The organism is Nocardia thailandica NBRC 100428 (assembly GCF_000308795.1).
Taxonomy (GTDB): Bacteria; Actinomycetota; Actinomycetes; order Mycobacteriales; family Mycobacteriaceae; genus Nocardia; species Nocardia thailandica.
In genome coordinates, this window is record NZ_BAGK01000153.1 from 1 (window position 1) to 24357 (window position 24357).

Sequence of the window (24357 nt, forward strand, 5' to 3'; positions counted from 1 at the left end):
CGGCCTTGGAGCCGATCGCGCCGAGGGCCATGGCGCCGACCGCGGTGCCGCCCGCGACCATCAGGCCCGAACCGCCGGTGCCGACGGTGGCCACCGCCGGGGCGACCAGGCGCATCAGCGCGGGCAGCACGAACGCGACGCTGCACAGCAGCACCAGCGCGACCAGCATGCGCTGGGCCTCCTCCCCTTCGGGCAGGCCGCCCGCCGGGGTGACCGAATCGACGTGCCCGGCGGTGGTGAAGGCGATCATGTAGACGATCGCGGCCACCGGCTTGAACAGCATGAACGCGATGATCCAGCCGACCAGCTTCTGATAGGACTGCTTGCCGGTGCCCGTCCCGGAGGCGGCCGCGGCGAGCGGCAGCACGCCCGCGGCGACCACGAGCAGACCCTGCCGCACGATCGCGAGCACGATCTGGGCGAGCGCCCCGAGCAGGCCGACGATCGCGATGATCAGGACGAGGCCGGGCGAGAACGCCTGCAGCTTGCTGGTCTTGACCATCAGCTCGGCCATGTCCTTGGCGTTGCCGCCGGTCGCGTCGGCGATGATCCACTCGGAGAACTTGTCCGAGGCGCGGGTGCCCGCGACGATCACCGCGCCGAGCATCCAGGAACTGAACACCACGCGCGCGAACATCCGGAAGGACTCGGCCGCCTCGCTCACCGCCGCGCCGCGTCTGGCCTCGGCCAGGCGGGCGCCGGACAGGATCACCGAGGCGATCAGCAGCAATATCTGTATCTGATAGGTGTAGTCGTTGATCTTGGTGAACAACGCGCCCGAGTCGCTGACCGCCTCGTTGGGCACCTTCATCCAGAACGTCAGCGCCATGATCAGCGCCTCGCCGAGGCCCTTCATCAGCGAGTCGACGACCTTGCCGAAGGTCGAGTCCCAGGCCTTGTCCTTGACCGCGGTCGCCGCGTCACCCGGGTGGGTGGCCGCGTTGCCCGCCTTGCACACCGCCGAGGCGGCGTCGCCGAGGGACACGCCCGGCACCGCGACGCTGTCGAGGGTGTCGTGGAGTTCGTTGCACGCCTGGTCGAACCCGTAGGTCTGGCCGTAGGCCGCCGTGGGGGTGGCCAGCATGATCGTGAAGATCACCGCGGCAATTGTGAAGATCCGCCTCAGCATTGTGGGCACTCCTCGATGGTCCGAAGGGATCGTTTCCGGACTGCGCGTCACACCGATGGTCACCATTTCGTCCACCCCGCCAGAGATTCCACGTACTCGGTCTGGGTGTTGGTCGACTGGGCGGGCTTGAGCCGCCAGTCGCCGTCGTCCCACACCACGATCATGCGCATCGCCGCGTACAGCTGCTTGCCGTCGACCACGGGCCCGCGCGAGGCAAGGCGCACGATGGCCATGTCGTCGGCGTAGTCGTCGATCTTGAACGCGTCGGGCGCCACGAAGAAGCGAGTGATCTTCTCCGGCTGCTGTTTCGGCAGTTTGTCGCTCGCCAGGGCCTTGTCGTAGGCGGCGAGCTGGGTCTGGGTCACCCGCACCTGGGCGACGTAGAGCTCCCGGTCGGCCGGGCGCGCGTTGAGCCGGTAGGTGATCTGCGCGGCGGCCAGCGCCGCGCCCTGCGGGGTGTGCGAATACCCCACGGCCAGGCCGTTGTCGATGCGGGTCGGCCCGTCCGAGGACGAGAACGGCACCGAGGCGCCGTAGACCCGCTGCCAGCCGTGCGGGCCGGTGGTGCCCTCGGGCGCGGCCGTCAGCCAGTCGCTGTCGCCCATCGACCGGTTGCGGCTCGGCTTCTGTTCCAGTGGCTGGCCCGCCGGATTGTTCGGCACGTCGACGCGGCGGCCGAACAGGTCGATCTCCGGGTCGGCGAAACCGCTGCCGCCGGGCGCCTCGACCGGCGCGGGCGCCGCGGCCTGCTCGCCGGACCCGTTGGTGACGAACACGACCGCGCCGACCACGAGGATCAGCGCGAGCAGCGCTCCGGAGGCGATGACGCCGAAGGAGACGCGCCCGGTGCCGGGCTCCTTCTCGCTCACTGTCTCGCCTCCAGTTCCACGATGTCGGGGGGCAGCTCGTCGACCTCGTCGACGGGCCTGGCCTGTGATGCCGGATCGGGTAGCTGTAATCGCCAGTCCCCGTCGGCCCAGGTGACCGTCGTGTGGTTGACCGCTCGCGAACGGTCGGCGTATTCGGTGAACACGTCGACCCGGGTCTGCTCGTCGGTGTAGCCGGTTATTTTGTAACCCAACAATGTCGGGGCGTACTCGACGGCCGCCGGTCCGGTGATCGACAGCTGCACCCGGTTGACCGCCCACGCGTCACGGCCGGGTCCGGCGACCACCGAGCGGGCCAGCACCGCGGGCCACTGGTTGTCGGGCGCCACCGACAGCCGGATGGTGTGGGTCAGCGCGGCCAGCCCGGCACCCCGCGGGGAGTGCTCGAACCCGCTCGCCACGCCGTCGGTCACCGCCGTCGGCCCCTGGTCGGTATGGGGCAGCGCGATGCCCTGGTAGTCGCGCCACTTCACCCCGGTGGGCGCCGCCGTCAGGTCCGGACCCGTGCTCTGGCCGCCGCAGGCGGTGCCCGCCGCGGCGAGGAGCGCGAAGCCGAAGGCCGCGACGGGCCGTGTCACTGTGGAATTCATCTCGCCGGTCGTATCCGTCCACACCCTCACGCGGGCAGAAAAGCCAGCGCGATTCCGGACGCGGTGGAGGCCACCGCGGCTCCGATCAAACTCATCAGCACACCGTGGGAGGCGTCGTTGACCGCCAGGTCGCTGCGGAACGCGATCCACAATCTGCCCGCCGAGAGGATCATCCATGCCAGGCACACGAGCAGGACGAACCACAGCAGCCAGTTGAGCAGCTGCATCATCGGCGCGAGCACGTCGGCCGGAATCTGCTTGTAGGCGAACACGGGACTAGGTACCGATGACCGCGTTCATGATGGTGCCCGCGGAGGTGGCCACCACGCCGCCGATCATGGCGCCGGCCACCATCTTCGGCGATTCGAGCCCGCCGCCGGTCCACCGCTCCCACGCGAACTTGCCGCCCGCGTAGGTGATGCCGCAGATCCCCGACAGGAGCACGAACCAGGTCAGGTAACGCACCAGCTGCAGGATCTTCTCCGAGCCCGGAGGAGCCTCCGGGGTCGGATTACCCACCTGGGCCAGGACGGTGCCGTACGTGTCCTGCACGGCGAGGAGGATCATGCTCATCGGGTGCCTTTCTCGAATTGCGAAGGTGTTGTGCCACAACCATTTCGACGCCGACCATCACTTGTACACGACCGCGGGGCCGCGCGCCCGCCGTTCATGTCGCCTGCTCCCGCGCCGCCGACCGCGCCAGGCTCGCGCGCACCGCGGCGACGAGCGCGGCACCGAGCTCGCCGATCTCGGACGGCACCTCGTCGAGCGGATCGATCCGGCGCTTGCGCGGCGCCGGTTCGTCTCCCGGCGACCACACCGGCAGCTTCTCCGCCTCGACCAGGGTCCACTCCTCGATCCACGGCACCTGCCACACCTGACCGGCCAGCGAACCGACCACCTCGCGGTAGCGCCGGATCTCCGGCGGCACCCGGCCAGGCCGGGCCGCGACGGTGATCAGCCCGAGGACGGTCACCGGGCCGGTGAGCCCGGCGTGGTGCTGGCGCAGCAGGTCGTGGGCGTGGGTCAGCCCGGAGATGGTCTCCCTGGCGACCAGCACGATGTAGGGGGATTCGCGTTCGAAACCGCCCGGCCAGCGGCGATTCGAGTCCGCGGCGGGGGCGAGCACATGGGCCAGGGTGCTGGTGCCGGCGCCACCGTGCACCCCGAGCAGCCACACCAGCGGGGCACGGCCGATCCCGGGCACGGGACGCTCCCAGATCGGCGCGCACCGCGAGTCCGGCGGCGGCGCGACCACACCGACCGACGGCGGGGCGGCGGCCTGTCGACGACGAAGATTCATAGCGGCCGTCATGATGCCACCCCGGCGAGCAGGCTCCCATACGCTGCGCGTGTCCGCGCGGCCAGCTCCGCGTGGCGGACCAGTTCGCCGCGGGCCAGATGCGGGTCGTAGGGGATCTCGACGACGTCGCGGACCCAGCCGGCCAGGTGCTCGCGCAAATGCTCGGCAACGCGCGAGTCGTCGCGCGAATACTGGTGGGAGACAACGATGGTCGTGTCGCCGACCACACCGGTGCCGTCGTCGCCGTAGTGGTCGTCGAGCCATTCCAGCGTGACCCGGAGGCGGTTGGCGGCGTCGACGCGGGCGGGGATGGTCAGCACGAGCGCGATCTCGGCGTCGTCGAGCAGCGGGCGCAGCTGGCGCCCGGCAATCGGGTGGCCACCGTCGTATACCGGCGTATAGCCCTCGTTGTCCAACGCGCGCGCGACAGTGAGATATGTCGCGCGCCGGCGCAGCGGGGCCGAATCCCGCCAGAGCAGACCGAATCCGGAGGTCGAGCGCGACAGGCACTCGTGCAGCGGCGCCGGTTCGTCGCCGCCGCGCCCGTACACCCACGACTGCAGGTTGATCGGGTGCAGGTGTTCGTCGGCGCCGCGCAGCGCCAGATCGCCGCCCGCGGCGGTGGCGTCGACCGCGACCGTCGGCGTGCCGTCGGCGGCCAGTTCGGCGGCGAGCCCGAGCACCGTGGTGGTGGTGCCCGCGCCGCCGCACCCGCCGACCACCAGGATGGGCCTGCGCAGCCCCCCGCCGTCGACGCGGTCGGCGGGTTCGTCGTCCTCGGGCATGCGGCGCAGGGTCACCACCGAACCCGGGTCGAGGTCGTCGACATCGCCGTCGGGGTCGGGGTTCTCGTCGAGCCAGCGGCTCCAGTCGTCGTCCATCGCTCGTGACTCCTTACCCTGCCGCGATGCCCGTGATGAGGACACGGCCGCCGAAATCCGCCGTACTCACCAGCTGTTTGGTGTAGGTGGCGGGGGCTCCGCCGGGCCGGAACTCGGTGACCTCCACCGCGAACCGGCCCTGACCGAGAGTAGCGATGCGCACGCAGTGCGTGGTGCCCAGCGGGATCGAGTCGATGCCGCGCTGGATGACCGAGGCCGGGGACACCACGGCATCGGGCGCGACCACCGCCCGGGCCGCCTCGCCCGAGCGGGCCACGTAGTAGCCGTGCTGGAAGGCGAGCACGGCGTCGGGACCCGAGGCGGTGCCGCCGGGTTCGGCGCTGCGCACCAGCGTCGGCGTGCGTTCGGGCGGGCACGGATCCACCGTCACCGCCGCGACATTGCCCGCCGCGATCTGCATCGGGGTGGTGTTGTCGGCCGGTTTCGCCGCGCGCTCCCCCCGCCCGAACAGCAGGAAGCAGACGCCCGTCGCGGCGAGGACCAGCACGAGCACCGCCGCCGCGAGCACGATCCGCGCCCGGCCGCGCCCGGCCGCGCTGCTCGCCCGCAGCGACGGCGACGGTGTCAGGTGCCGGGGTTCGTCGTATCGGTCGTCGGCGGGCCACGGGAACGGCACCACCTCGGCCACCGGCGCGGGCTCGGCGTCCTCCTGCCGCTCCATCCAGTCCGCCCACCCGCCGCGGAACTCGGCCCGCCGCGCGGCCAGTTCGGCGGGCGGACGCAGGACTTCGGCGGACCCGGCGTCGGCGTCGCCGTGGGCCGGGATGTCCGGCGAGGCCGACTCGTTCGTCGGGGGACGGCCTCCGGCGGCACGGATCTCGCCCGGGTCGGCGAAGTCCGGCAGGGACGCCTCGTCCAGCGGGGACGCGGCGTGCCCGGAAGCGTCGGCGGCTCCGCGAATCCCGTCCGGATCGGCGCATCGGGGCGCGGCGACCGCGGCCGGCGGGCGCACGGTGTCCCCGGCCAGTTCCTCCACACCCCCGAACTCGGGCGCGGCGGCGTCGGCCGGCCGACGCACGGCGTCCCCGGAACGGGCTCCGGCGCCGCGCGCGATCTCGGCCTCGGTGCAGTGTTGCGGTGCGGCCCCCGACGGACGCGTGGCCTCGTCCGGAGGCGCCTCGGTGGCGCGCCGGTCCGGGCCCGCGGACGCGGCGGAGCCGACGAACCCGGGCAGGGCGGGTTCCCTCGACGGGTGTCGGGCACCGCCGTATCGCTCGGCGGCACACATTCCGTCGGCATCGGCGGACACCGGCGGGCCGGCATCGGCCGGTGCCGCGCTCTCGAGCGGCGGCAGCGACGCCAGGCGACCGGGGTGGGCCTGACCGAGCAGCGGCTTCGCGGCCGAGGGATCGGTGGGTTCGGGCGTCGCCGGCCACGGCGGTCCCAGGCGCGGCTTCGCGGCCGAGGGGTCGGCGGGTCCGACGAGCGACGCGGGCCGGGACCGGCCCGGCGGCGGCTCGGCGGCCGAGGGATCGGGTCCGACGGGCGACGCGGGCCGGGCCGGAGCGGGCGCGGCGCCGGGCGACTCGCCGCGCGCCGTGGCGGGGGGATCGAGCGGCGGGCGCTCGTCGGCGGGCGGATGCGGGGAGGGCCAGGCGATGTCGACGGGAACCGGGTCGCCGAACGGTTCGGGCGCGGCGGGATCGGCGGCGCTCGCGGAAGGCTCCTCGGGAGGCTCGGCGGCGTCCGGATGGGCGGGGGACACGCCGGAGTTCGGTTCGAGCGGCGTGTACCAGCGTGACAGTTCGTTGTACGACTTCAACATTTCCCCCTCTCCACAAATCCGGGCACAGAGCTTCTCATCGAGTTTGCCTCTCGGCGATCGGGTTCTCAGGAGGTCGTGCGGGCTGGGCTGGTGGGTCCGGGTGCGGCGGGCGGGACGCCTGCGCCGGCGGAGGCACCTGCGGCTCCTGCTCCGAAGGGAAATTGTCCCGTACCGGGTGGGGCCGAGGTGGGCGACGCGCCGGAATTCGGCGCGAAGATTCCCGTTCCGGGCGCGTCGGATCCGCCGACCGGCGCGGTCCCCGGGCCGGCCACCGCGGCCGCGTCCCGCGCGGCTGCGGCGAACCAGGCGGCCACGAAATGCGTAGGGGCGTCCCGCCCCGCGGTGTTGTAGGCACCGTGGCGCTGGGTGGTGTTCCAGTACCGTACCCAGGTCGTGACGTCCAGGAGTTCCCTGTTGTCGGCGACGGTGCCGGTCACCGCGGCATACGCCTCGTTGACCAGCCGCACTCCCGTCGTCGGCGGAACAGCGTGGGCCACCGCGCCCGCGAGTGTCGACGACAGCAGCGCGAGCCCCGACGCCGGGTCGGCCAGGGTGGCCGTGGCGAGTTCGTTCAGGCTCGCCGGTGTCAGCACGGTACGCACTGCGGTGCTGACCGCGTTCAGCCCGATGACCCCGAACCGGAGCAGCGCGGCGTAGGCGCTGTTCAGGTCGAGCGGCGTGCGGGGGTCGGACGCCTCGGACAGCCGCCGGGAGATCGACGTGCGCGGCGCCACCGACAGATTCGCCAGCGTGTCGCCGGTGATGTCCTCGGTCGCCACGGCGGTCGCGGTCTTGATGGAGGTGTAGGCCATGGCCTCGGCGATGGAGGTCAGCGAGCCGATCGGGTCACCGCCGGACAGCTGCACCTGGCCGACGAGGTTGGCGACCGCGCGCAGCAGGGGCGCGTTCGACGGCGCGTCGCAGGCGAGGTCGCCGGTGACGCAGAAGCTCGCGACACGCCCGGTGAGGGAACCGAAATCGGCCGCGAGATCGCGTTCGGGTCCGATGCCGCCACCGGGGGCGACGGCGGCAGGCGCCTTCGGGATCTGCGCGGTGAGGGCCGCGAGCGCGGTGCCCGCGGTGCCCGGGGCGGTGTCGGGCGCGGTACGCTGCGGCGCCCCCGGATACAGGGGCGCGCCCGGCGCGCGGGTGGGGTCGGAGAACAGCGCCACGGCGGCCACCCGGTCGGCGGGCACGGCGCCGGCGCCCGCCCCGACCTCCTGGGCGAACAGCGAGGCGACATGCGCGCCTTGCGAATACCCCACCACCGCGAGGCGGGTGTCCGGGCAGCGGGCACCGATCTGGGCGGCCATGGCCCGCAGCCGGGTGAGCCCGCCGGAGACGGATTCGGAGTACGGGGTGACGCTGTGTCCCACGGCGCCGCCGAAGGAGGCCTCGTAGGGCACGTAGGCGCGGTCGATCAGGCCGGCCTCCGGCGCGGCGGCCAGCATCGGCCGGAACACCGTCGAGAGCATGCCGGTGTCGGTCGTCGGCGCGGCGTCGGGCGAGGACTCGCCGGTCCCCTGGATTCCCAACGCGTACAGCGCCGGACAGGTCGTGATGGACAGCGGAGCGTCCGCGGTCCCCGGTGCGGCCTGCGCGGTACCCGCCGGCGCGGACGCGACGGCAACGGTGAACGCGAAAGCCGCCCCCGTGAGTCGTGCCGTGTACCCAGCCATACCGATTCGCATCACAGTCCGTTCCGATGCTCAGTGGAGCTTTGAAACGCAGTAAACCGTAACAGATTCCGGCTATGACGGCGCGCGGGTCGAGATCCTCGCCCCGGACCGCCGCGGCGAGCAACCCTTCAGCGATCACGGCCCGGGCCCGCTCCACGAGGAAGCGGGCCCGGGCCGGTCCGAGCGACTACGCCGCGCTGGTCACGCGGTAGACGTCGTAGACGCCCTCCACGTTGCGCACGACGTTGAGCAGGTGCCCCAGATGCTTGGGATCACCCATCTCGAAGGTGAATTTGCTGATCGCCACCCGGTCACCGTGGGTGGTCACCGAGGCCGACAGGATGTTGACCTTCTCGTCGGCCAGCACCTTGGTGACGTCGGAGAGCAGACGCGTCCGGTCCAGCGCCTCGATCTGGATGGCGACCAGGAACACCGACGAGGGCGACGGCGCCCATTCCACCTCGATGATCCGCTCGGCCTGCGCCTGCAGCGAGCCCGCGTTGGTGCAGTCGGTGCGGTGGACGCTCACGGCGCCGCCGCGGGTCACGAAGCCCATGATCTCGTCGCCGGGGACCGGGGTGCAGCACTTGGCGAGCTTGGCGACCGTGCCCGGCGCGCCGGGGATGAGCACGCCCGCGTCCCCGGTGACCCGCTGACGGCTGGGCGTGGTCGACGGGGTCGACCGCTCGGCGAGCTCGTTCTCCACGTCGCCGATGCCGCCGAGCTGGGCCATGAGCCGCTGGACCACGTGATGCGCCGACACCTGGTGCTCGCCGACGGCCGTGTAGAGGCTCGAGATGTCGGCGTAGTGCAGCTCGTGCGCGACCGCGGTCATCGCGTCCACGCTCATCAGCCGCTGCAGCGGCAGGCCGACGCGGCGGACCTCCTTGGAGATCTGCTCCTTGCCGCTCTCGAGGGCTTCCTCGCGCCGCTCCTTGGCAAACCACTGGCGAATTTTGGCCTTCGCGCGTGGCGAGACGACGAAGTTCTGCCAGTCCCGGCTGGGTCCGGCGTTCTGGGCCTTGGAGGTGAACACCTCCACGACCTCGCCGTTCTCCAGCTGACGCTCCAGCGCGACCAGGCGCCCGTTGACGCGGGCGCCGATGCACTTGTGCCCGACCTCGGTGTGCACGGCGTAGGCGAAGTCGACCGGCGTCGACTTCTGCGGCAGCGTGATGACGTCGCCCTTGGGGGTGAAGACGAAGATCTCGGGCGACTTGAGGTCGAAGCGCAGCGACTCCAGGAACTCGGCCGGGTCCGCGGCCTCGCGCTGCCAGTCGAGCAGCTGGCGCATCCAGGCCATGTCGTCGACCTCGGCGGCGTCACCGGAGTGCTTGCCCTTGGTCTCCTTGTACCGCCAGTGCGCCGCGATGCCGAACTCGGCGGTGCGGTGCATGTCGTGGGTGCGGATCTGCACCTCGAGCGGCTTGCCGTCCGGTCCGACGACGGTGGTGTGCAGCGACTGGTAGACCCCGTAGCGCGGCTGGGCGATGTAGTCCTTGAACCGTCCCGCCATCGGCTGCCACAGCGAGTGCACCACGCCGACCGCGGCGTAGCAGTCCCGGACCTCGTCGCACAGGATGCGCATGCCGACCAGGTCGTGGATGTCGTCGAAGTCCTTCCCCTTGACGATCATCTTCTGGTAGATCGACCAGTAGTGCTTGGGGCGGCCTTCCACCACGGCGTTGATCCGCGAGGCGGCGAGGGTGTTGATGATCTCGGCGCGCACCTTCTGCAGGTAGGTGTCGCGCGAGGGCGCGCGGTCGGCGACCAGGCGCACGATCTCGTCGTAGCGCTTGGGGTGCAGGATGGCGAAGGCGAGGTCCTCGAGCTCCCACTTCACCGTGGCCATGCCGAGGCGGTGCGCCAGCGGGGCGATGACCTCGAGGGTCTCCTTGGCCTTCTTGGCCTGCTTCTCCGGCGGCAGGAAGCGCATGGTGCGCATGTTGTGCAGCCGGTCGGCGACCTTGATGACCAGCACGCGCGGGTCGCGGGCCATGGCGATGATCATCTTGCGGATGGTCTCGGCCTCGGCCGCCGAACCCAGGTTGACCTTGTCCAGCTTGGTCACGCCGTCGACCAGGTGGGCGACCTCCTGGCCGAACTCGGCGGTGAGCTGTTCGAGGGAGTAGCCGGTGTCCTCGACGGTGTCGTGCAGCAGGGCGGCCACCAGCGTCGTGGTGTCCATGCCGAGCTCGGCCAGGATGTTGGCCACCGCAAGAGGGTGGGTGATGTAGGGGTCGCCGGACTTGCGGAACTGCTTGGCGTGCCGCTCGTCGGCGACGTCGAAGGCCCGCTGGAGCAGGGCGAGGTTGGCCTTGGGGTAGAGCTCGCGGTGGACGGTCGCCAGCGGCTCGAGCACGGGCTTGACCGCCGAGATGCCGCGCTGGCCGGTCATGCGGCGGGCGAGGCGGGCACGGACCCGGCGCGAGGCCGAGGTGGGCACGGCCGCCGAGGCGGACTGGCGGGCCGCGTTGGCGGCGGCGGTCGCGGGCGTCGCGGGCTGGGCAGCGTCGGGCTGCGGGGCCCCGGTCGCCGTCTTGCCGACCTCTGCCTCGCCCAGTTGTCGAGTCATGCCACCACCTCTCCACGCCGCAGTCCGGCCGTCTTCGGCCTCCTGCTGCAACCGCCCGGACCACCAACTTTAGTCCCCGCGCCGACCCGCTGTCGCCGGACCGGACGGCGACGATACCGACCAGCTGCTCCGCCGACGCCGAAGCGGCATCCGACCGGTTTCCCGGGGGTACCCACGGACGGGCGTGATCAACGGCTGTCGGCGACGCGCGGCCCGCGCAGGGAGTGTCCGTCCAGGTCGGGGGCGGGGACCCCGAGCAGGTCGAGGACTGTCGGGGTGATGTCGACGATGCTGCGCCCGGTCGCCGTCGAGCCCGGCGCGAAGTCGGGTCCGCGCGCGAGGACGAAGTTCGTGGTCTCGGCGGGGCTCTGCCCGCCGTGCCCGCCCGCGGGACGGTGCCCGTGGTCGGCGGTCACCAGGATCGTCCAGCGTTCGCCGGGGTGGGCGGCGGCGCGGGCGTCGACGGCGGCGGCGATGCGGCCGGTCAGCGCGTCGGCGCGGGTGACCGCGGCCCGGTAGGCCCGGGACGCGCCCCCGTGGCCGTGCCCCGCCAGGTCGACCTGGTCCAGGTGGACGAACAGCAGGTCGGGCCCCGTGGCGGCGATCGCGGCGGCCGCCTCCTCGGCGGTGGCGCGGTCGGTGGCCGATTCGTCGGCGTCGCCCGCGACGGGCGTGGTGGTCAGCGCGATGTCGGCGCGATGGGCGCCCGCGGTGGTGACGGTGGCGATCTTGTCCCAGGTCGCCACGGACTCGGTCCGGCGGGCGGGATCGGCGGCCTCGACGCGGGTGAACACGCTCGGGTACCGGTCGAACGGCCGCTGGTCGAACTCGTTGCCGAGGACGCCGTGCCTGCTGTCCCAGACGCCCGTCAGCGCCGTCGCCCACGACGGGCCCGACATCGTGACGTGCCCGGCCAGCGTGCCCCGCGCGAGCAGCCCCTGCGCGGCCAGGGCCCGCAGGCGCGGCGCGTGCGCGCGGTCGGCGCTGTCGATCATGAGGCCGTCGATCCCGATGACGACGACCTTGTCCACGCCGGCGGCGGGCGCGGGCGGCGGGGCCCCGACGGGCCAGTCCCCGGCGGCGGGGGCGTGCGGGTCGGGATGGTCCGCGTGCGAGGCGGCGCCGGAGAACACCATCGGCAGCGACACCAGCGCGGTGACCATCGCGAGCAGGACCCGCGCCGGCGACGGCAACCCGTCCCGCCCCTGGCCGGTCCCGCGCGGACGGGCGGGACGGTGCACCGGGTACGACGGGGCGCGCATGGGTTCACGATGGGACGCGCCGGCCGCGACCGGAAGTGCCCCGCACCGCATTTCACCGATCCTTCACGAGGTGCGCACCGGGCCGTCGCCCGGTTGAACAACGCGCCGCCGACCGTTGACAGGCGGCCGGCACTGTGGCTGGATCGGCGGGTGGGGAACGTGGGGAACTCTGTCGCGGTGCGGGTCGCCGCCGTCGCCGATCTGCACATGCGCCCGGAGGTGGCGGGCCGCTTCCGGCCCGATCTGCTCCGCCTCGGCGAGCACGCCGATCTGTTGCTGCTCGCCGGTGATCTCACCGAGGGCGGCACCCTCGCCCAGGCCGAATTGCTGTGCGCCGAGCTCGCGGACCTGCCGGTCCCGGCCGTCGCGGTGCTGGGCAATCACGATCACGACCGGGCCTTGGGCTACCGCATCGCCGCCGCGCTGTCCGGGCTGGGCGTCACCGTGCTGGACGGGGATTCGGTCGTGCTGGAGCTGGCGGGCCGCCGCATCGGCATCGCGGGGGTGATGGGCGGCAGCGGCGGTTTCCCCGGCCACCCCGGCGACCCCGACTCGGCCTCACCCGGCCACCGCGAACGTATGTTGCGCGGCCCGGTCGACGCCGCCCGCCTCGCCGCCGTGCTCGGCACCCTCGACTGCGACACCCGCGTCGCCCTGACCCACTTCTCCCCCGTCGTCGGCACCCTCGCGGGCGAGCCGGTGAAGATCTACCCCGGCCTCGGCTGTCACGCGCTGGCCGAGGCCATCGACGCGGGCGGCGTCACCCTCGCCGTACACGGACACGCCCACGGCGGTACCGAGACCGCCCGCACCGCGGGCGGCGTCGAGGTCCGCAACGTGGCCCACCCGGTCCTGCGCCGCAGCTACGCGATATACGAGATCTGACGGCGGATACGTGCGCCTGTAGCACTTGCCCGCCCACACGCACGGTTGACTGCTCCATACACTCTCGGCGTATGCGGACAATCCGGGCGTATCCGGACGCATGCGCTAACGTGTCATGCCGCACGTGCTGGATCTGATGGGGGAGTTATGGATACACGCACACTTTGGCGCGATCGCGTGCTCGAGATCCACGGTAGCAACCGGTCACAAGATGGCTGCGTCACCATCGAAGCCGACGTCACCGGCCGAATCACGTCGTTGCACATCGCCGATTTCGCGATGGACGACGGCCCAGATCGGCTCATCGAGACTCTTCTCGCATGCCACAGCCGCGCGGTAGCGAGCGCGCTCAGGCAGGTCGAGGAGCACGTGCACGCGGACCTCCATCAGCGGCCCGTCGCGTCGGCACCACCACATCAGCCGGACCGCGAAGATGTCGAAGCCCTCGCCGCCGAGATCGCACGAATCAACGACGCGACCGACCGGGCTTCGGGTGGCGCGTACTCCGGCGACAGCGCCGTGTTTCTCGAGGTAACGACCACCGGACAGATCGCGTCGGCATGGCTCGCCGACCATGCGGGCGACCGCGGGGGCGATCGGCTCGCGGACTCGATTCTCGAGAGCTATGCGAGAGCACGTGAGGCCGCCCTGACCGAAGGCGAACGGATCTACCGCGAAATGCGGTCACGCATCCACCGAACCGGCCAGGGCGGACCCCGATGAACATCATTCCGGCCAAGTTGCGCGAACTCGCCGACGGCCTGCGCTGGCGAGCAGGAATCATCGACGTGAAGTCCCCGATCGCCCAGGCCGAACGTGCCGCCACCCGCGGGGCCGCATTCGAATCGAAGTCCTACACGCGGGCCGAAGAAGTGCTTGGAAATCTCGACCGAGTGGTCAAGTATCACGTCGGTCGAATCCAGTCGACTGCGACGGCCATCGACAAGGCCGCACAGGACTTCGAGACCCAGGACCTCGACTTCGCGACCGACCTACAGAAGTTGGATCTCCCGTGAGCGAGATGCAGATCACCGTCGACCAGGTCCTCGCGTGGAACATGGCCCCGGCGCACCAGCTGGTTTCCACCGTACGGGGCTCCGCCGAACAGATCGAGCAGAGCATCGAGGCTGCCGCCGCATCGGTGCGGGAGTCCTACCCGTACTTCGAGGGAACGTCAGGTGACGCCCTCCGCACCCAGTTCGCGATCGATCGAAAGGAGTGCCTCATCACGGTGGACATCCTGAATTCCCTGGCGACGAATGTCGAGGGCGTGACGACACTGTTCGAAGAGGCCAAGAAATCCCTCGAGCAGACCGTCGCCGATATAGCCGCGTCCGAACACGAGCTCTTCTATACCGGCGATGGAACAGTGGCTTCACGAAAAGCGAACTGGGAGTATCTCGCCGATCCGGCGGGATTCGTGGAAAAAACAGTTCAGTCCTTCTACTATCAGGACCTCCTACGAGTAGCCATGTCTCGGGTGATGGAAGCCGACGAGCGCACCCAAGCAGCAATCGGCACCCTGTTGGAAAACCTGCCGGATACGGTCCGGACGGCCCTGATATCGATGCCGACCGACCCCCGACTGGTCGAGATCATGACCAAGTACCAGGTCGACGGCAGCGGCGAGACGGTCATCTTCCCGAGTGGGGTGCTGCTCGAAGCGATTCGAGCGGTAGTTCCGGGCGTCGAGCCGAAGTCGATGTCCACCCAAGAAGCCGCTGCCCTGACAGCGTTGTTCATGCAGCCCGGCGGCGCACAGAAGTTGCAGACCTTCTATGACATACAGGAAGAAGCACAGATCGCTGCGGAGCAGGCATACTCCTTCCTTCCGGAAGACAAATTGCCACTTGCTTTGGCCGATGGCCACGGCGATGCATTCCGGCATACATACTGGAATGCGAGAATGACACAGGAGTTCGGAGCCGACTGGACACAGACATTCACCACTGGGCACGAGAAGCTCGGCGGCAATCCTGCTGCACGCGAAGCAATGGACCTCTACAACAACGAACTCGGCCGAACGATCGGCCAAGAGAACCTCGATGCCACACCTGAAGAGCTGAGGGCGAAGGTTCAGTCCGCTATCAATGATAACCGCGCACTCGTCCTGGTGGACTCCCCCACGGGCGCCCAGATCGGGTTCAGTAACAGCGAAACGGCGGGACGTACTGTGACTCAACCCGGATCCGGCGTTCCGATGCCCAAGGGGACCCGATGACGAAAATGCAAATCCCCGCCATCCTTCTGACGCTTCTGACCGCCCCGGGCTGCAGTTCTGTACACCAGCCCGCTGCGCCTCCCTGCTCCATCGCAGTATTCGACCTGAAGGCACGCGACGGGTCAGGCGGCTCGGCCGAACCGCTCGGCTCATCGGCGAAGCTCATTGACGAATTCACCAAGGCCGTCGCTCAGAGGACAGAGTCGGTGACGATGGCGGAAATGACCGCCAGGGCGGGGTGGACGGGCAGTTGGACGCATGCCACGTATGTCGGACCGAGAACGACAGTCGAGAAGCTAAACCAGAACTTGGGAACACATCTCGAAGAATCGTGCATCACAGGGTTCCCGAGTAGTAGCTCTGACAGCGACAGGGCAGGCTACAGCTACACCTTGTTCTTCGACGCCGGAGTACCGATTCAGGCAGTTCTCTGGACTGCCGCCATGCCAGCGCTCGTGATCGGCCGCCCCTATGTGGCACCGGACACTGAACTGCAGTTCACCGCAGGCAGGATGGAGCCGAAGTAGCTTGTTTAACGTGTTGGGCCGACCCTGCTGACGGCTGCCGCTTAACGGGTGCACCAGAGGCGCGCCTGCGCGATGCTGACCGACACGCCGCACGGATCGCATCGAACGCCCACACCACCACGGGCCTGCCGGTGGCCTACACCCGGCAATATTCGGCGCCACGATAGCGAACTGGGCCGAGCGATCTGTATAGGAGCCCTCGCATCTCGCGAGGGAAGCTGGGTCCAGGTTAAATCCCGATCTATGGGGACCGCACGATCGCGCTGCCGGATTCGGCCAACCGGACCGCCGATCGATTCCGCAAGAGCACAGCACCGGGCCAAATGAAGGCTCAACCTTGACCGGTCATCCGGACGTCCAAGGGGGAAAGATGAAGGTAGCTCGGCTGCTGGCCTTCAGCGTGGCGGTCGCTGCCGTCCCGGGGTGCGGTTCGATCGACCATCCCGCAGCCGAGCCCCGGTGCTCCATACCGGTATTCGACTTGAAAGCACGAGACGGATCTGGTGGCTCGGCGGAACCACTCGGCTCGTCGGCGAGACTCGTCGACGAGTTCGCCAAGGCCGTCGCCGCGAAGACGGAGTCGGTGACCATGGGTGAGATGACCACCCGCGCGGGCTGGACCGGCACCTGGACCCAGGCGACCTCCGTTGGTCCTCTGACCACGGTCGCTGACATCAACAAGGACGTGGGAACCCACCTCGAAAGTTCGTGTATCAAGGGATTCCCACCCAAGTACAACGACAGCGACCGGCCCAGCTACCGCTACACCTTGTTCTTCGATGCGGGAGTCCCGGTTCAGGCGGTCATCTGGACGGCTGCCAACCCGGATCTCACGATCAGTCGGCCCTCGATCACCCCGGACACCGAACTGCACTACGCGCACGGAGAGATGTGGGCCGAATAGCGTTCCCTATTCGAACGCCCAGACCACCGCGGGGCGGCCGGTGGCCTTCACGCGGCGGCGTTCGCCGGTGCGGGTCAGGCCGGGGACGGCGGCGAGGGTGCGGTTGAGGTTGGCCGGGTCGGGGCGGGTGCCGTGGAGGGAGGTGCTCAGGTCGACGGCGCGGGTGGCGGGGAATTCGTCGCCGGTGAGGGCGCGGGTGAAGGTGAGGTCCTTCCAGAGCAGGCCGGCCAGCAGGGCGCGGCTGGTGGCGACGATGGCGTTGTGGTCGAAGGCCAGCGGCGGGACCTCGTCGAAGCCGACCCACTCGGCGGGGCCCTCGTGGGGGGCGGCCACGGCCCACATGGCGATGGACAGGGTCGGGCCACGCGGATCGCGGTTCGGCTCGTCGAAGGTCACCAGCTGACCGACCGCGCCGACGGCGTCGTCGGGCACGCCCAGCTTGGTGCGCACGGCGCGCCGGGCGGCGTCGGCCAGGCGCTCCCCGCGCCCGAGAAGCACCCCCGGCAGCGCCAGCTGCCCCGTGTACGGCTCGAATTCCCGCGCCGCCACCCCCAACGACACCCGCTCGTCGTCGCCCCAGCACCGCAGGGTCACCACGTCGATCGACACCACCGATTGCTCCACTCCGAAGATCCTGCCTCGAGCGGCCCACCGCGACCACAGCCGCGTCGGTTCGGGGCCGAACGGTGGTGCGCCGGAGGCGGTTCCGGTGGTTCTCAACGCGCCGCGGCGCGCGCCCCGACCCGGACCCGATCGGCGCGGTCCGGGCCGTGGGCGGCGAGGACGACCGGCGCGCCCAGCTCGCTCTCCAGCCAGGCGATCGGGTCCGCGGGGATGTCGCGCAGGACCGGGCGCGCGGTGGCGAGCAGCTCGGTCAGCCGCCGCTGGTGGTCGAGGTCCTGCCACGCACCGGGCACGAGGCGGTCGATGCGGCCCGCGGCGGTGTCGTAGGCCGTCGCGGCGCGGCCGGTGCCGGTGTCGAGGTGGTTGACGGCCAGACCGTCGACACCGCCGCAGACCTCGATCGCGTAGCGGAGCAGGATCGGATCGAGGTGGCCACTGCGGAACGCACCCTGATAGTGGCCGGCGCCGTTGTGCGGCTCGGGGATTCCGGTGTCCGCCTCGGTCGGGAACGGGCCCGCGCCGTGCCGGGTCGCGTAGGCGCGGGTGACGCCGAGGACGTATCCGGGGGCGCCGATCTCGGCGAGCAGGGCGCGGGCATTGCGTGGTTCGACGGTGGACCAGGTCGTGTGGGGGTGGAACCCGCGCCATTCGTCGAGCAGAACCCCTTGGGCCCCTTCGAAGATCAGCCTGCCGCGGGCGGCGAGGCGGCCGAGCTCGCCGCCCCCGGTCAGGCGCACGGACCGGGCGAACTCCCCGTACATCGCCACCAGCGCGTCGATCGGCTCGACGGTGTGCCCGCTGCCGTCGATCAGGGGCGCGTAGTGGGCGGCCAGGGCGTCGAGCTTGCGCCGCAGCACGGCCGGGCGCAGGCAGTCGCCGACGCGGGGCGCGTCGTGGTCGAGGGCGTAGGCGGCGGTCTCGCCGATCCCCCGCCCGCACGAACCGTGCCGCGAGGAACCCCTCGCGTCCTCGCGGGCACGGTTGGCGGCGATGTGGATCGGGGTGGTGAGCAGGGCGCGCTCGTCGATCGCGAGCAGAGCCAGCGGCGACCCGACGCCCAGGGCCGCGAGCCGTTGCGCCTCGGCGGCCAGGGCGATCGGCTCGACGAGCATGTGCCGCGACAGCAGCGTCGGCACCCCGGCGAGGGTGCCCGCGCCGAACTGGGCGAAGGTGTGGTGGCGCCCCTCGGCGACGACGTTGTGCGCGGCCTGCGCGCCACCGTTGAAGCGCACCACCGCCGCCACGTCACCGAGGCGCGCGCACAGCCAGTCGACGGTGGCGCCCTTGCCCGCGTCGCCGAAGCCGAGGTCGACGACGATGATGTGCCGCTGTCCGAACATCGGGGCTCCTTCCTCGTTCAGCGGCCCGCGGGCAGCGCGCGGATCGGCGGTTCGCCGTCGCCGAACGCCTTGCGCACGGCCGCGGCCTCGCTGCCCGACCCGACGTCGCGCAGGTCGGCCAGGCCCGTGTCCAGGTCGACGGCGTCCTCGCCCAGGCCGATGGTCAGGGCGATGAGCTCGCACACCGCGGCCGGGTCGTCCAGCTTCAGGAAGTTCTGCCCGAGCAGCCCGCGCCAGTGCTCGGCGATCTCCGGATCGCGGTAGTAGGAGCTCTGATTCGGCAGGATGTAGTGGACGTGCCAGCGCTGGGCCAGCATGTCGTACACCGAGTCGACGGCGATGTCGCGGCGCTGGTGGTCGCCGATGACCGAGCGGATGTGCCGGGCGGCGAGTCGCGGCTTGTTCAGTTCGTCGCCGATGACGAACACGTATCCCTTGCGGCCGCGCTTCTCCCAGGCGTCGGTGGCGACGTGGGTGGCCAGGAAGTAGGCGGCCAGTTCGTAGCTCTCCGACTTCTGCCCGCCGCCGCCACCCTCGAGGAGGATGTTGCGCAGCTGCTCGTCCATGCGGTTGTCGGACTCGAACTGCCCGACCTGCAGCGGCACCCGGTCGGTGTCGGCGTCGCCGATGGCGCCGAACAGGATCTGGGGGTCCGTGGCGTAGCCCTTGCTGGTGAGCAGGCCGTGCAGCTTGCCCAGTTTGGTCTGCATGATCCGTGGCACGCGGCCCATCGAGCCGGTGACGTCGAAGAGCACCACGATCGGCAGCGACGCGCCGTGTTCGGCGGAGTCGCGGCATTCGCGCAGCCCGACGCCGAAGGGGTCGAGCGACGGGTGCGCCGCCCAGGTGTCGTAGGGCTTGCCCGCCATCTCGGCGGTGTAGCCGAAGTCGTCGATCCCCCGGCTCGCCCGGTAGCTGCGGGCCGCGATGTAGGCCGAGTCGTCCCAGTGTCCGTATCCCATGTGGCTCACGCCCTCTCGTTGTTCGATGCGTTTTAGTCTAAAACACCAAAACTCATCCGGTCAAGGGCCCCGACCCGGGAACGCGAAAGCCCGGCCCCCGAGGCGGGGACCGGGCTACGCGGGCGGAACCGGAGTCAGAGCGTGACGATCGAGGTCAGCGGGTAGTCCCCCTGATGCTCGCGACCCTTCAGGAAGCCGAGCTCGAGCACCACGGCGGCCGCCACGACCTCCGCGCCGACCTCGGTGAACAGCTGCGCCGCCGCCGCCAGCGTGCCGCCCGTGGCCAGCACGTCGTCGAGCAGCAGGATGCGCTTGCCCGCCAGGTCGACCCCGTCGGCGGGGATCTCCAGTGCGGCCGAACCGTATTCGAGCGAGTACTCCCGCGACACCACCGGCGGCGGCAGCTTGCCACCCTTGCGGATCGCGAGCACCCCGGTGCCCAAGGTCGCGGCGACGCCGGCGCCGAGCAGGAAGCCACGCGCGTCGACACCGGCGACCAGGTCGGCCTGCGGCGCCGCCGCGGCCAGGCAGTCCACCACGGCGCGGAAGCCCTCCGCGTCGGCGAAGACCGGGGTGAGATCGGCGAAACGCACGCCGGGGGTGGGGAAGTCGTCGTGCCAGCGGGTGAGCCGTTCGACCGCCGCCGCGGCGCGCGCCGCCCGTTCGGTCACTACGTCCTCGGACTCGATCACCGCGTGCTTGCTCATCGGCACCTCTTTCTCACTCACGTCTCGACACACCCCTTACCGCTGCCAGACCCAGCGATCCATGTTCCAGCCCGTACCCGCCTGGGTGGGACCGGCGATCGCGTTGCGCATGCCGTGGCCGAACGCGATGGTCCGTGGACCAGCGAACAGCGGGATGCTCGGCAGTTCCGACCAGAGCAGATTCTCGGCCTCTGTCGTCAGATTCAGCATCGTGGCGGAGTTGTCCTCGGCCGCGAGCTGATCGGTGATGGCATCGTATCGGCCGTTGGCGAATCGGCCGAAATCGAGTCCGCTACCGATCCGCAACGACGCCGCGGCGGCCACGCCGGGTACCGAACCCGACGGGCCCGGCGCCGAGCCGGTCCCGGCGAGGACGGCGTCGACGGCGCCCTCGGTGAGCCGGGTCGGCGCGAAATCCGGTGCGCCCGCGTCGACCACGGTGATGCCCGCCGCGCGGCACGCGTCGGCGATGGTGGCCACGGTGCGGGCGCGGCGCTCGTCCGGCGCGCGGTAGCCGATGCGCACGGTGGGCGCGGGCTCCCCCGCCCCCTTCAGCGCCGCCGCGGCCGCGGCGGCGTCGGGGGTGCGGTAGGCGGCCGCCGTTCCCGCCACCGACGGGTAGTACAGCGAATCCTGCTGGACCAGACGCGAATCCAGCGGGCCCGACCCGAGACCCTCCTTCGGGGCGTCGGGCACCTTGCCCAGCGTGTCGAACAGCGACTGCCGGGGCACGCACTGGGCGAACGCCCGGCGCACCTCGCGCTTGCCGAACACCCCCGCCGTGGCCAGCACCAGCTGCTCGGAACCCCGGCCCGCCAGGGTCTGCTCGTCGAAGCCGTCGAGCTTCAGGTCCTTCACCGAGCCGGCGCCGAGGTCGACCACGCCGAGGGCGTTCTCGCGGGCCTTGGCGGCGAAGTCGGTGCCCTTGGGCCACACCACGATCCGGCTCGTGCCGGGCGGCAGGCCCCACCACTTCTCGTTGGCCACCAGCACCAGGCCGCCGTTGACGGTGAACGACTCGATCCGGTACGGGCCCGAGGAGGGCAGCCGGGTCAGGTCGAGCTGACCGGGGGTGAGGTTCCAGCCGGTGTTCCAGAAGTCGGCGACGCGGCCGATGGCGGCGATGTCGTCGCCGGTCTGCAGCACCGACACCAGGTTCGGCACGCCCGCCGCCTGCGCCACCACGTGGGCGGGCATCAGCTCGGTCGCGGCGAACAGGGTCCGCCAGGGCTGGTAGTGCCGGTCGGGCCGGAACACCACGGTGGCGTCCTTGGAACCGGGCTGGCAGTCGACCCGCTCGATGTCGGCGTACCCGGCCGTGCTCGCGGCGTCGAACAGCGGGGTGCGCGCGCGGTCGCCGGGCCGGGTGAACCGGCCCGAGCGGGCGGCCCAGGCCAGCACCAGATCGTCACAGGACGTCTTGACCCCGTCGGAGTACACCCCGTCCGGGTTGAGCCGGTACTGCACGGTCTGGGTCTCGCCGGGCACCTCCTTGGCGGTGCCGACATCGGTGTCCGCGATGGGCTGCCCGTCGGGACCGGTGTAGAAGAACCCGGTCGAGACCCGCGGGAACACCGCGCCGGTACCGCTGCTCGCGCCCAGGGTGGAGCCCCCGTTGAAGGAGGCGACCACCGCGTCGACCGCGTAGCCGATGGACGGTACCTGACTGGTGTCCGAACAGCCGGTCACCAGTCCGGCGGCCAGCGCCGCGGCGCCGGCCAGGCCGAGGAGCCGAATCGTGCTTCGTCGCATGGTTGGTTCCCCGTTCCCCGTCGTCAGTTCCTGCCCTTGTGCCGCTTTCCGCTCGGACGCGCGCCGGGCCGCGGCGCCCCCGCCTGCGGCCGCGCGGCCGGTGCGGCGCCCGCGCCCACCGGTACCCGCTCGTGGCCGCGGGTGGCGCGCCGGGCGAGTACCTTCTTGGTGTGCGCGGCCACCGGGCCCCAGCGTTCCTTGATCGAGACCAGCAGCGGCGTGGCGAAGAAGATCGAGGAGTAGCTGCCGACCAGCAGGCCGACCAGCTGCACCAGCGCCAGGTCCTTCAGGGTGCCGACGCCGAGCATCCACACCGCGACGACCATCAGGCCGATGATGGGCAGCATGCCGATGATCGCGGTGTTGATCGACCGCATCAGTGTCTGGTTCACCGCGAGGTTGGCCTGCTCGGCATAGGTGCGGCGGGTCGTGTGCAGCACGCCGCGGGTGTTCTCCTCGACCTTGTCGAACACGACCACCGAGTCGTAGAGCGAGAAGCCGAGGATGGTGAGCATGCCGATCACGGTGGCCGGGGTGACCTCGAAGCCGACGAGCGAATAGGCGCCGGCGGTGACGAGGAGGTCGAAGGCCAGCGCGGCCAGCGCCGCCAGCGCCATGTGGAACTCGTAGCGGATGGCGATGTAGACCGTCACCAGCACCAGGAACACCGCGAGCGCGATGAGCGCCTTGTCGGTGATCTGCTCACCCCAGGTCTCGCTGACGTCGGAGGTGGAGATGGCGGCGAGGCTGGGCTGTCCGTCCTTGCCGACCGGCTGGAACTTCGCGAACAGCGCGGCGTTGACCTTCTCGACCTGCGCCTGGTCCAGCGCCTCGGAGCGGATCAGCATGGTGGCGTTGGCGCCGTTGCCCACCGTCTGCACCGACACCGGGTCCATGCCGAGGGCCTGGGAGTAGACCTGCTCGGCCTGCTCGGTCGTGGCGGTGCCCGCCGGGAACTGGATGCGCGAGCCGCCCTCGAAGTCGATGCCGAAGTTGAAGCCGCGGATCAGGATCGAGGCCAGCGAGATCAGCACGATGACCGCGGTGATCACGTACCACATGCGGCGCTTGCCGACCACGTCGATGGCGCCGGTACCGGTGTAGAGCCGGTTGAAGAAACCGTTCTTGGACATGTCCCTCACGCCTTTCCGGCCGACACGGCCTCGGCCGCTTTGCGCTCACGGCCGATCTCGGCGACGGCGCCGAGGCCGTTCACCGACGGCTTGGCCCAGAAGTGCGTCCGCGAGACCAGCAGCACCAGCGGCGAGGTCACCAGGACGACGACGACGACGTCGAGGACGGTGGTCAGGCCGAGGGTGAACGCGAAGCCCTTGACCTGGCCCGCGGCCAGCACGTAGAGCACCGCGGCGGCCAGGAAGCTGACCGCGTTGCCGGACAGGATGGTCTTGCGGGCGCGCTGCCAGCCGCGCGGGGCCGCCGAGCGGAAGCTGCGGCCCTCGCGCATCTCGTCCTTGATGCGTTCGAAGAACACGACGAACGAGTCCGCGGTCATGCCGATACCGATGATCAGACCGGCGATGCCCGCCAGGTCGAGGGTGAACCCGATCCAGCGACCGAGCAGCACCATGATGCCGTAGACCGCGAAACCGGAGGCCACCAGCGACAATCCGGTGATCAGGCCGAGCAGGCGGTAGTAGGCAAGGCAGTACAGCAGCACCACGACCAGGCCGACCGCGCCGGCGAGCAGGCCGGCCTTCAGCGAGGACAGGCCGAGGGTGGCCGACACGGTCTCGGCCTCGGAGACCTGGAACGACAGCGGCAGCGAGCCGTACTTCAGGGTGTTGGCCAGCTCCTTGGCCGAATCGGCGGTGAAGCTGCCCGAGATCGAGGTGCGCCCGCCCAGCTGCGGGCCCTGCTGGACCGTCGGGGCGCTGACGACCTTGGAGTCGAGCACGAACGCGACGCGCTTGTAGAGGTATTCCTTGGTCAGGTCGGCCCAGGCGTCGGAGCCGGTGCCCTTGAACTCGAGGTTGACCTCGTGGCGGGCCTGCTGGGAGTTGAGCTCGGCCTTGGCGTCCTTGATCTCCTGGCCGTCGATGCGCGACGGGCCGAGCACGTAGACCTCGGTGCCGTCGGTGCTGCACGCGACCAGCGGCTGCTCGGGCAGGTCGTTGCCGGCCAGCGGGTCGTTCTTGGAGCAGTCGAGCGAGGCCATCGCCAGCTGCTGCAGCTGCTGGTTGGTGGCCAGCTCCGGGTTCTGGCGCACCGCGCGGGCCGCGTCGATCTCCTTCTTCGCCTCCGCCTGCGGGGTGCCCGCGTCGGGCGCCGCCGGGGTGGTCGGGGGGACCTGCGCGGGGAAGACCCGCTGCTGGGCGGTGGTCG

General features: G+C 70.8%; 24 protein-coding genes. 6 read left to right on the plus strand and 18 right to left on the minus strand.

Annotation, left to right across the window (positions count from 1 at the left end):
• The 11 genes from ON36_RS16215 to ON36_RS16265 all read right to left on the minus strand — a co-directional run.
• Positions 1–1129, minus strand: a 1129-nt coding sequence (locus ON36_RS16215) for a hypothetical protein (protein WP_043653707.1), incomplete at its 3' end; no start/stop codon positions are given.
• A gap of 59 nt (positions 1130–1188) precedes the next feature.
• On the minus strand, positions 1189–1998 hold the full coding sequence (locus ON36_RS16220; RefSeq protein WP_043653710.1) for a DUF8175 domain-containg protein: 810 nt from the start codon (positions 1996–1998) through the stop codon (positions 1189–1191).
• Complete coding sequence (locus tag ON36_RS16225; protein ID WP_052314047.1) at positions 1995–2606, minus strand: DUF8175 domain-containg protein; 612 nt, start codon at positions 2604–2606, stop codon at positions 1995–1997. Before ON36_RS16225 ends, ON36_RS16220 begins: the two co-directional genes overlap by 4 nt.
• 26 nt (positions 2607–2632) lie before the next feature.
• Positions 2633–2878: a hypothetical protein gene (locus ON36_RS16230; protein ID WP_043653716.1), complete on the minus strand. Its 246-nt coding sequence runs from the start codon at positions 2876–2878 to the stop codon at positions 2633–2635.
• A 4-nt stretch (positions 2879–2882) separates the two neighbouring features.
• On the minus strand, positions 2883–3179 hold the full coding sequence (locus ON36_RS16235) for a hypothetical protein (RefSeq protein ID WP_022566424.1): 297 nt from the start codon (positions 3177–3179) through the stop codon (positions 2883–2885).
• 94 nt (positions 3180–3273) lie between these two features.
• Positions 3274–3909 (minus strand): hypothetical protein, encoded by a 636-nt coding sequence (locus ON36_RS16240; protein ID WP_245558101.1) that lies wholly within the window; start codon positions 3907–3909, stop codon positions 3274–3276.
• Between the two features lie 8 nt (positions 3910–3917).
• Positions 3918–4790 (minus strand): MinD/ParA family ATP-binding protein, encoded by an 873-nt coding sequence (locus ON36_RS16245; protein ID WP_043653721.1) that lies wholly within the window; start codon positions 4788–4790, stop codon positions 3918–3920.
• A gap of 13 nt (positions 4791–4803) precedes the next feature.
• Positions 4804–6576, minus strand: a complete 1773-nt coding sequence (locus ON36_RS32775) for a DUF8176 domain-containing protein (RefSeq protein WP_052314044.1) — start codon at positions 6574–6576, stop codon at positions 4804–4806.
• A gap of 65 nt (positions 6577–6641) precedes the next feature.
• Positions 6642–8111, minus strand: a complete 1470-nt coding sequence (locus ON36_RS16255; protein ID WP_245558102.1) for a cutinase family protein — start codon at positions 8109–8111, stop codon at positions 6642–6644.
• Positions 8112–8442: 331 nt separating this feature from the next.
• Positions 8443–10830, minus strand: a complete 2388-nt coding sequence (locus tag ON36_RS16260; protein WP_043653727.1) for a RelA/SpoT family protein — start codon at positions 10828–10830, stop codon at positions 8443–8445.
• A 188-nt stretch (positions 10831–11018) separates the two neighbouring features.
• Positions 11019–12092, minus strand: a complete 1074-nt coding sequence (locus ON36_RS16265) for an alkaline phosphatase family protein (protein WP_245558103.1) — start codon at positions 12090–12092, stop codon at positions 11019–11021.
• Positions 12093–12251: 159 nt separating this feature from the next.
• Between ON36_RS16265 and ON36_RS16270 the strand changes: the two genes are divergently transcribed.
• The 6 genes from ON36_RS16270 (at position 12252) to ON36_RS34765 (ending at position 16629) form a co-directional block, all read left to right on the plus strand.
• A complete protein-coding gene (locus tag ON36_RS16270) occupies positions 12252–12977 on the plus strand; it encodes a metallophosphoesterase family protein (RefSeq protein WP_245558104.1) in 726 nt (241 codons plus the stop codon).
• A 177-nt stretch (positions 12978–13154) separates the two neighbouring features.
• Positions 13155–13700, plus strand: a complete 546-nt coding sequence (locus ON36_RS16275; RefSeq protein WP_043653729.1) for a YbaB/EbfC family nucleoid-associated protein — start codon at positions 13155–13157, stop codon at positions 13698–13700.
• Entirely contained in the window at positions 13697–13993 is a 297-nt protein-coding gene (locus ON36_RS16280) for a hypothetical protein (protein WP_043653732.1), read from the plus strand. Before ON36_RS16275 ends, ON36_RS16280 begins: the two co-directional genes overlap by 4 nt.
• 5 nt (positions 13994–13998) lie before the next feature.
• Positions 13999–15198 carry a DUF6973 domain-containing protein gene (locus ON36_RS32780; protein WP_373281804.1) on the plus strand — a complete coding sequence of 400 codons (1200 nt, stop codon included), beginning with the start codon at positions 13999–14001 and terminating at the stop codon, positions 15196–15198.
• Entirely contained in the window at positions 15195–15725 is a 531-nt protein-coding gene (locus ON36_RS16290; protein WP_043653734.1) for a hypothetical protein, read from the plus strand. The genes ON36_RS32780 and ON36_RS16290 overlap by 4 nt, the downstream gene beginning before the upstream one ends.
• A 370-nt stretch (positions 15726–16095) precedes the next feature.
• Positions 16096–16629, plus strand: a complete 534-nt coding sequence (locus ON36_RS34765) for a hypothetical protein (RefSeq protein ID WP_169334706.1) — start codon at positions 16096–16098, stop codon at positions 16627–16629.
• A 6-nt stretch (positions 16630–16635) separates the two neighbouring features.
• Here the strand turns inward: ON36_RS34765 and ON36_RS16300 are convergent, their stop codons facing one another.
• The 7 genes from ON36_RS16300 to secD all read right to left on the minus strand — a co-directional run.
• Complete coding sequence (locus tag ON36_RS16300; protein WP_043653748.1) at positions 16636–17253, minus strand: NUDIX hydrolase; 618 nt, start codon at positions 17251–17253, stop codon at positions 16636–16638.
• Positions 17254–17345: 92 nt separating this feature from the next.
• Complete coding sequence (locus tag ON36_RS16305; RefSeq protein ID WP_043653751.1) at positions 17346–18593, minus strand: adenylosuccinate synthetase; 1248 nt, start codon at positions 18591–18593, stop codon at positions 17346–17348.
• Positions 18594–18610: 17 nt separating this feature from the next.
• Positions 18611–19555 (minus strand): hypothetical protein, encoded by a 945-nt coding sequence (locus tag ON36_RS16310; protein ID WP_043653754.1) that lies wholly within the window; start codon positions 19553–19555, stop codon positions 18611–18613.
• Positions 19556–19689: 134 nt separating this feature from the next.
• Positions 19690–20262: an adenine phosphoribosyltransferase gene (locus ON36_RS16315; protein WP_043653757.1), complete on the minus strand. Its 573-nt coding sequence runs from the start codon at positions 20260–20262 to the stop codon at positions 19690–19692.
• Between the two features lie 36 nt (positions 20263–20298).
• Positions 20299–22014 (minus strand): ABC transporter substrate-binding protein, encoded by a 1716-nt coding sequence (locus ON36_RS16320; RefSeq protein WP_043653760.1) that lies wholly within the window; start codon positions 22012–22014, stop codon positions 20299–20301.
• Between the two features lie 23 nt (positions 22015–22037).
• Entirely contained in the window at positions 22038–23147 is a 1110-nt protein-coding gene (gene secF / locus ON36_RS16325) for a protein translocase subunit SecF (protein ID WP_043653762.1), read from the minus strand.
• 5 nt (positions 23148–23152) lie between these two features.
• On the minus strand, positions 23153–24357 hold a 1205-nt coding region (secD, locus tag ON36_RS16330), incomplete at its 5' end, for a protein translocase subunit SecD (RefSeq protein WP_043653765.1).

Bases quoted from the DNA above. Each gene is read 5' to 3' on its own strand.
- ON36_RS16290 (WP_043653734.1), top strand. From the start codon at position 15,195: ATGACGAAAATGCAAATCCCCGCCATCCTTCTGACGCTTCTGACCGCC.
- ON36_RS16320 (WP_043653760.1), bottom strand. From the start codon at position 22,014: ATGCGACGAAGCACGATTCGGCTCCTCGGCCTGGCCGGCGCCGCGGCG.
- ON36_RS34765 (WP_169334706.1), top strand. From the start codon at position 16,096: ATGAAGGTAGCTCGGCTGCTGGCCTTCAGCGTGGCGGTCGCTGCCGTC.
- ON36_RS16240 (WP_245558101.1), bottom strand. From the start codon at position 3,909: ATGAATCTTCGTCGTCGACAGGCCGCCGCCCCGCCGTCGGTCGGTGTG.
- ON36_RS16235 (WP_022566424.1), bottom strand. From the start codon at position 3,179: ATGAGCATGATCCTCCTCGCCGTGCAGGACACGTACGGCACCGTCCTG.
- ON36_RS16310 (WP_043653754.1), bottom strand. From the start codon at position 19,555: ATGGGATACGGACACTGGGACGACTCGGCCTACATCGCGGCCCGCAGC.
- ON36_RS32775 (WP_052314044.1), bottom strand. From the start codon at position 6,576: ATGTTGAAGTCGTACAACGAACTGTCACGCTGGTACACGCCGCTCGAA.
- ON36_RS16265 (WP_245558103.1), bottom strand. From the start codon at position 12,092: ATGCGCGCCCCGTCGTACCCGGTGCACCGTCCCGCCCGTCCGCGCGGG.
- ON36_RS16305 (WP_043653751.1), bottom strand. From the start codon at position 18,593: ATGTTCGGACAGCGGCACATCATCGTCGTCGACCTCGGCTTCGGCGAC.
- secF (WP_043653762.1), bottom strand. From the start codon at position 23,147: ATGTCCAAGAACGGTTTCTTCAACCGGCTCTACACCGGTACCGGCGCC.
- ON36_RS16315 (WP_043653757.1), bottom strand. From the start codon at position 20,262: ATGAGCAAGCACGCGGTGATCGAGTCCGAGGACGTAGTGACCGAACGG.
- ON36_RS16260 (WP_043653727.1), bottom strand. From the start codon at position 10,830: ATGACTCGACAACTGGGCGAGGCAGAGGTCGGCAAGACGGCGACCGGG.
- ON36_RS16245 (WP_043653721.1), bottom strand. From the start codon at position 4,790: ATGGACGACGACTGGAGCCGCTGGCTCGACGAGAACCCCGACCCCGAC.
- ON36_RS16280 (WP_043653732.1), top strand. From the start codon at position 13,697: ATGAACATCATTCCGGCCAAGTTGCGCGAACTCGCCGACGGCCTGCGC.
- ON36_RS32780 (WP_373281804.1), top strand. From the start codon at position 13,999: ATGCAGATCACCGTCGACCAGGTCCTCGCGTGGAACATGGCCCCGGCG.
- ON36_RS16225 (WP_052314047.1), bottom strand. From the start codon at position 2,606: ATGAATTCCACAGTGACACGGCCCGTCGCGGCCTTCGGCTTCGCGCTC.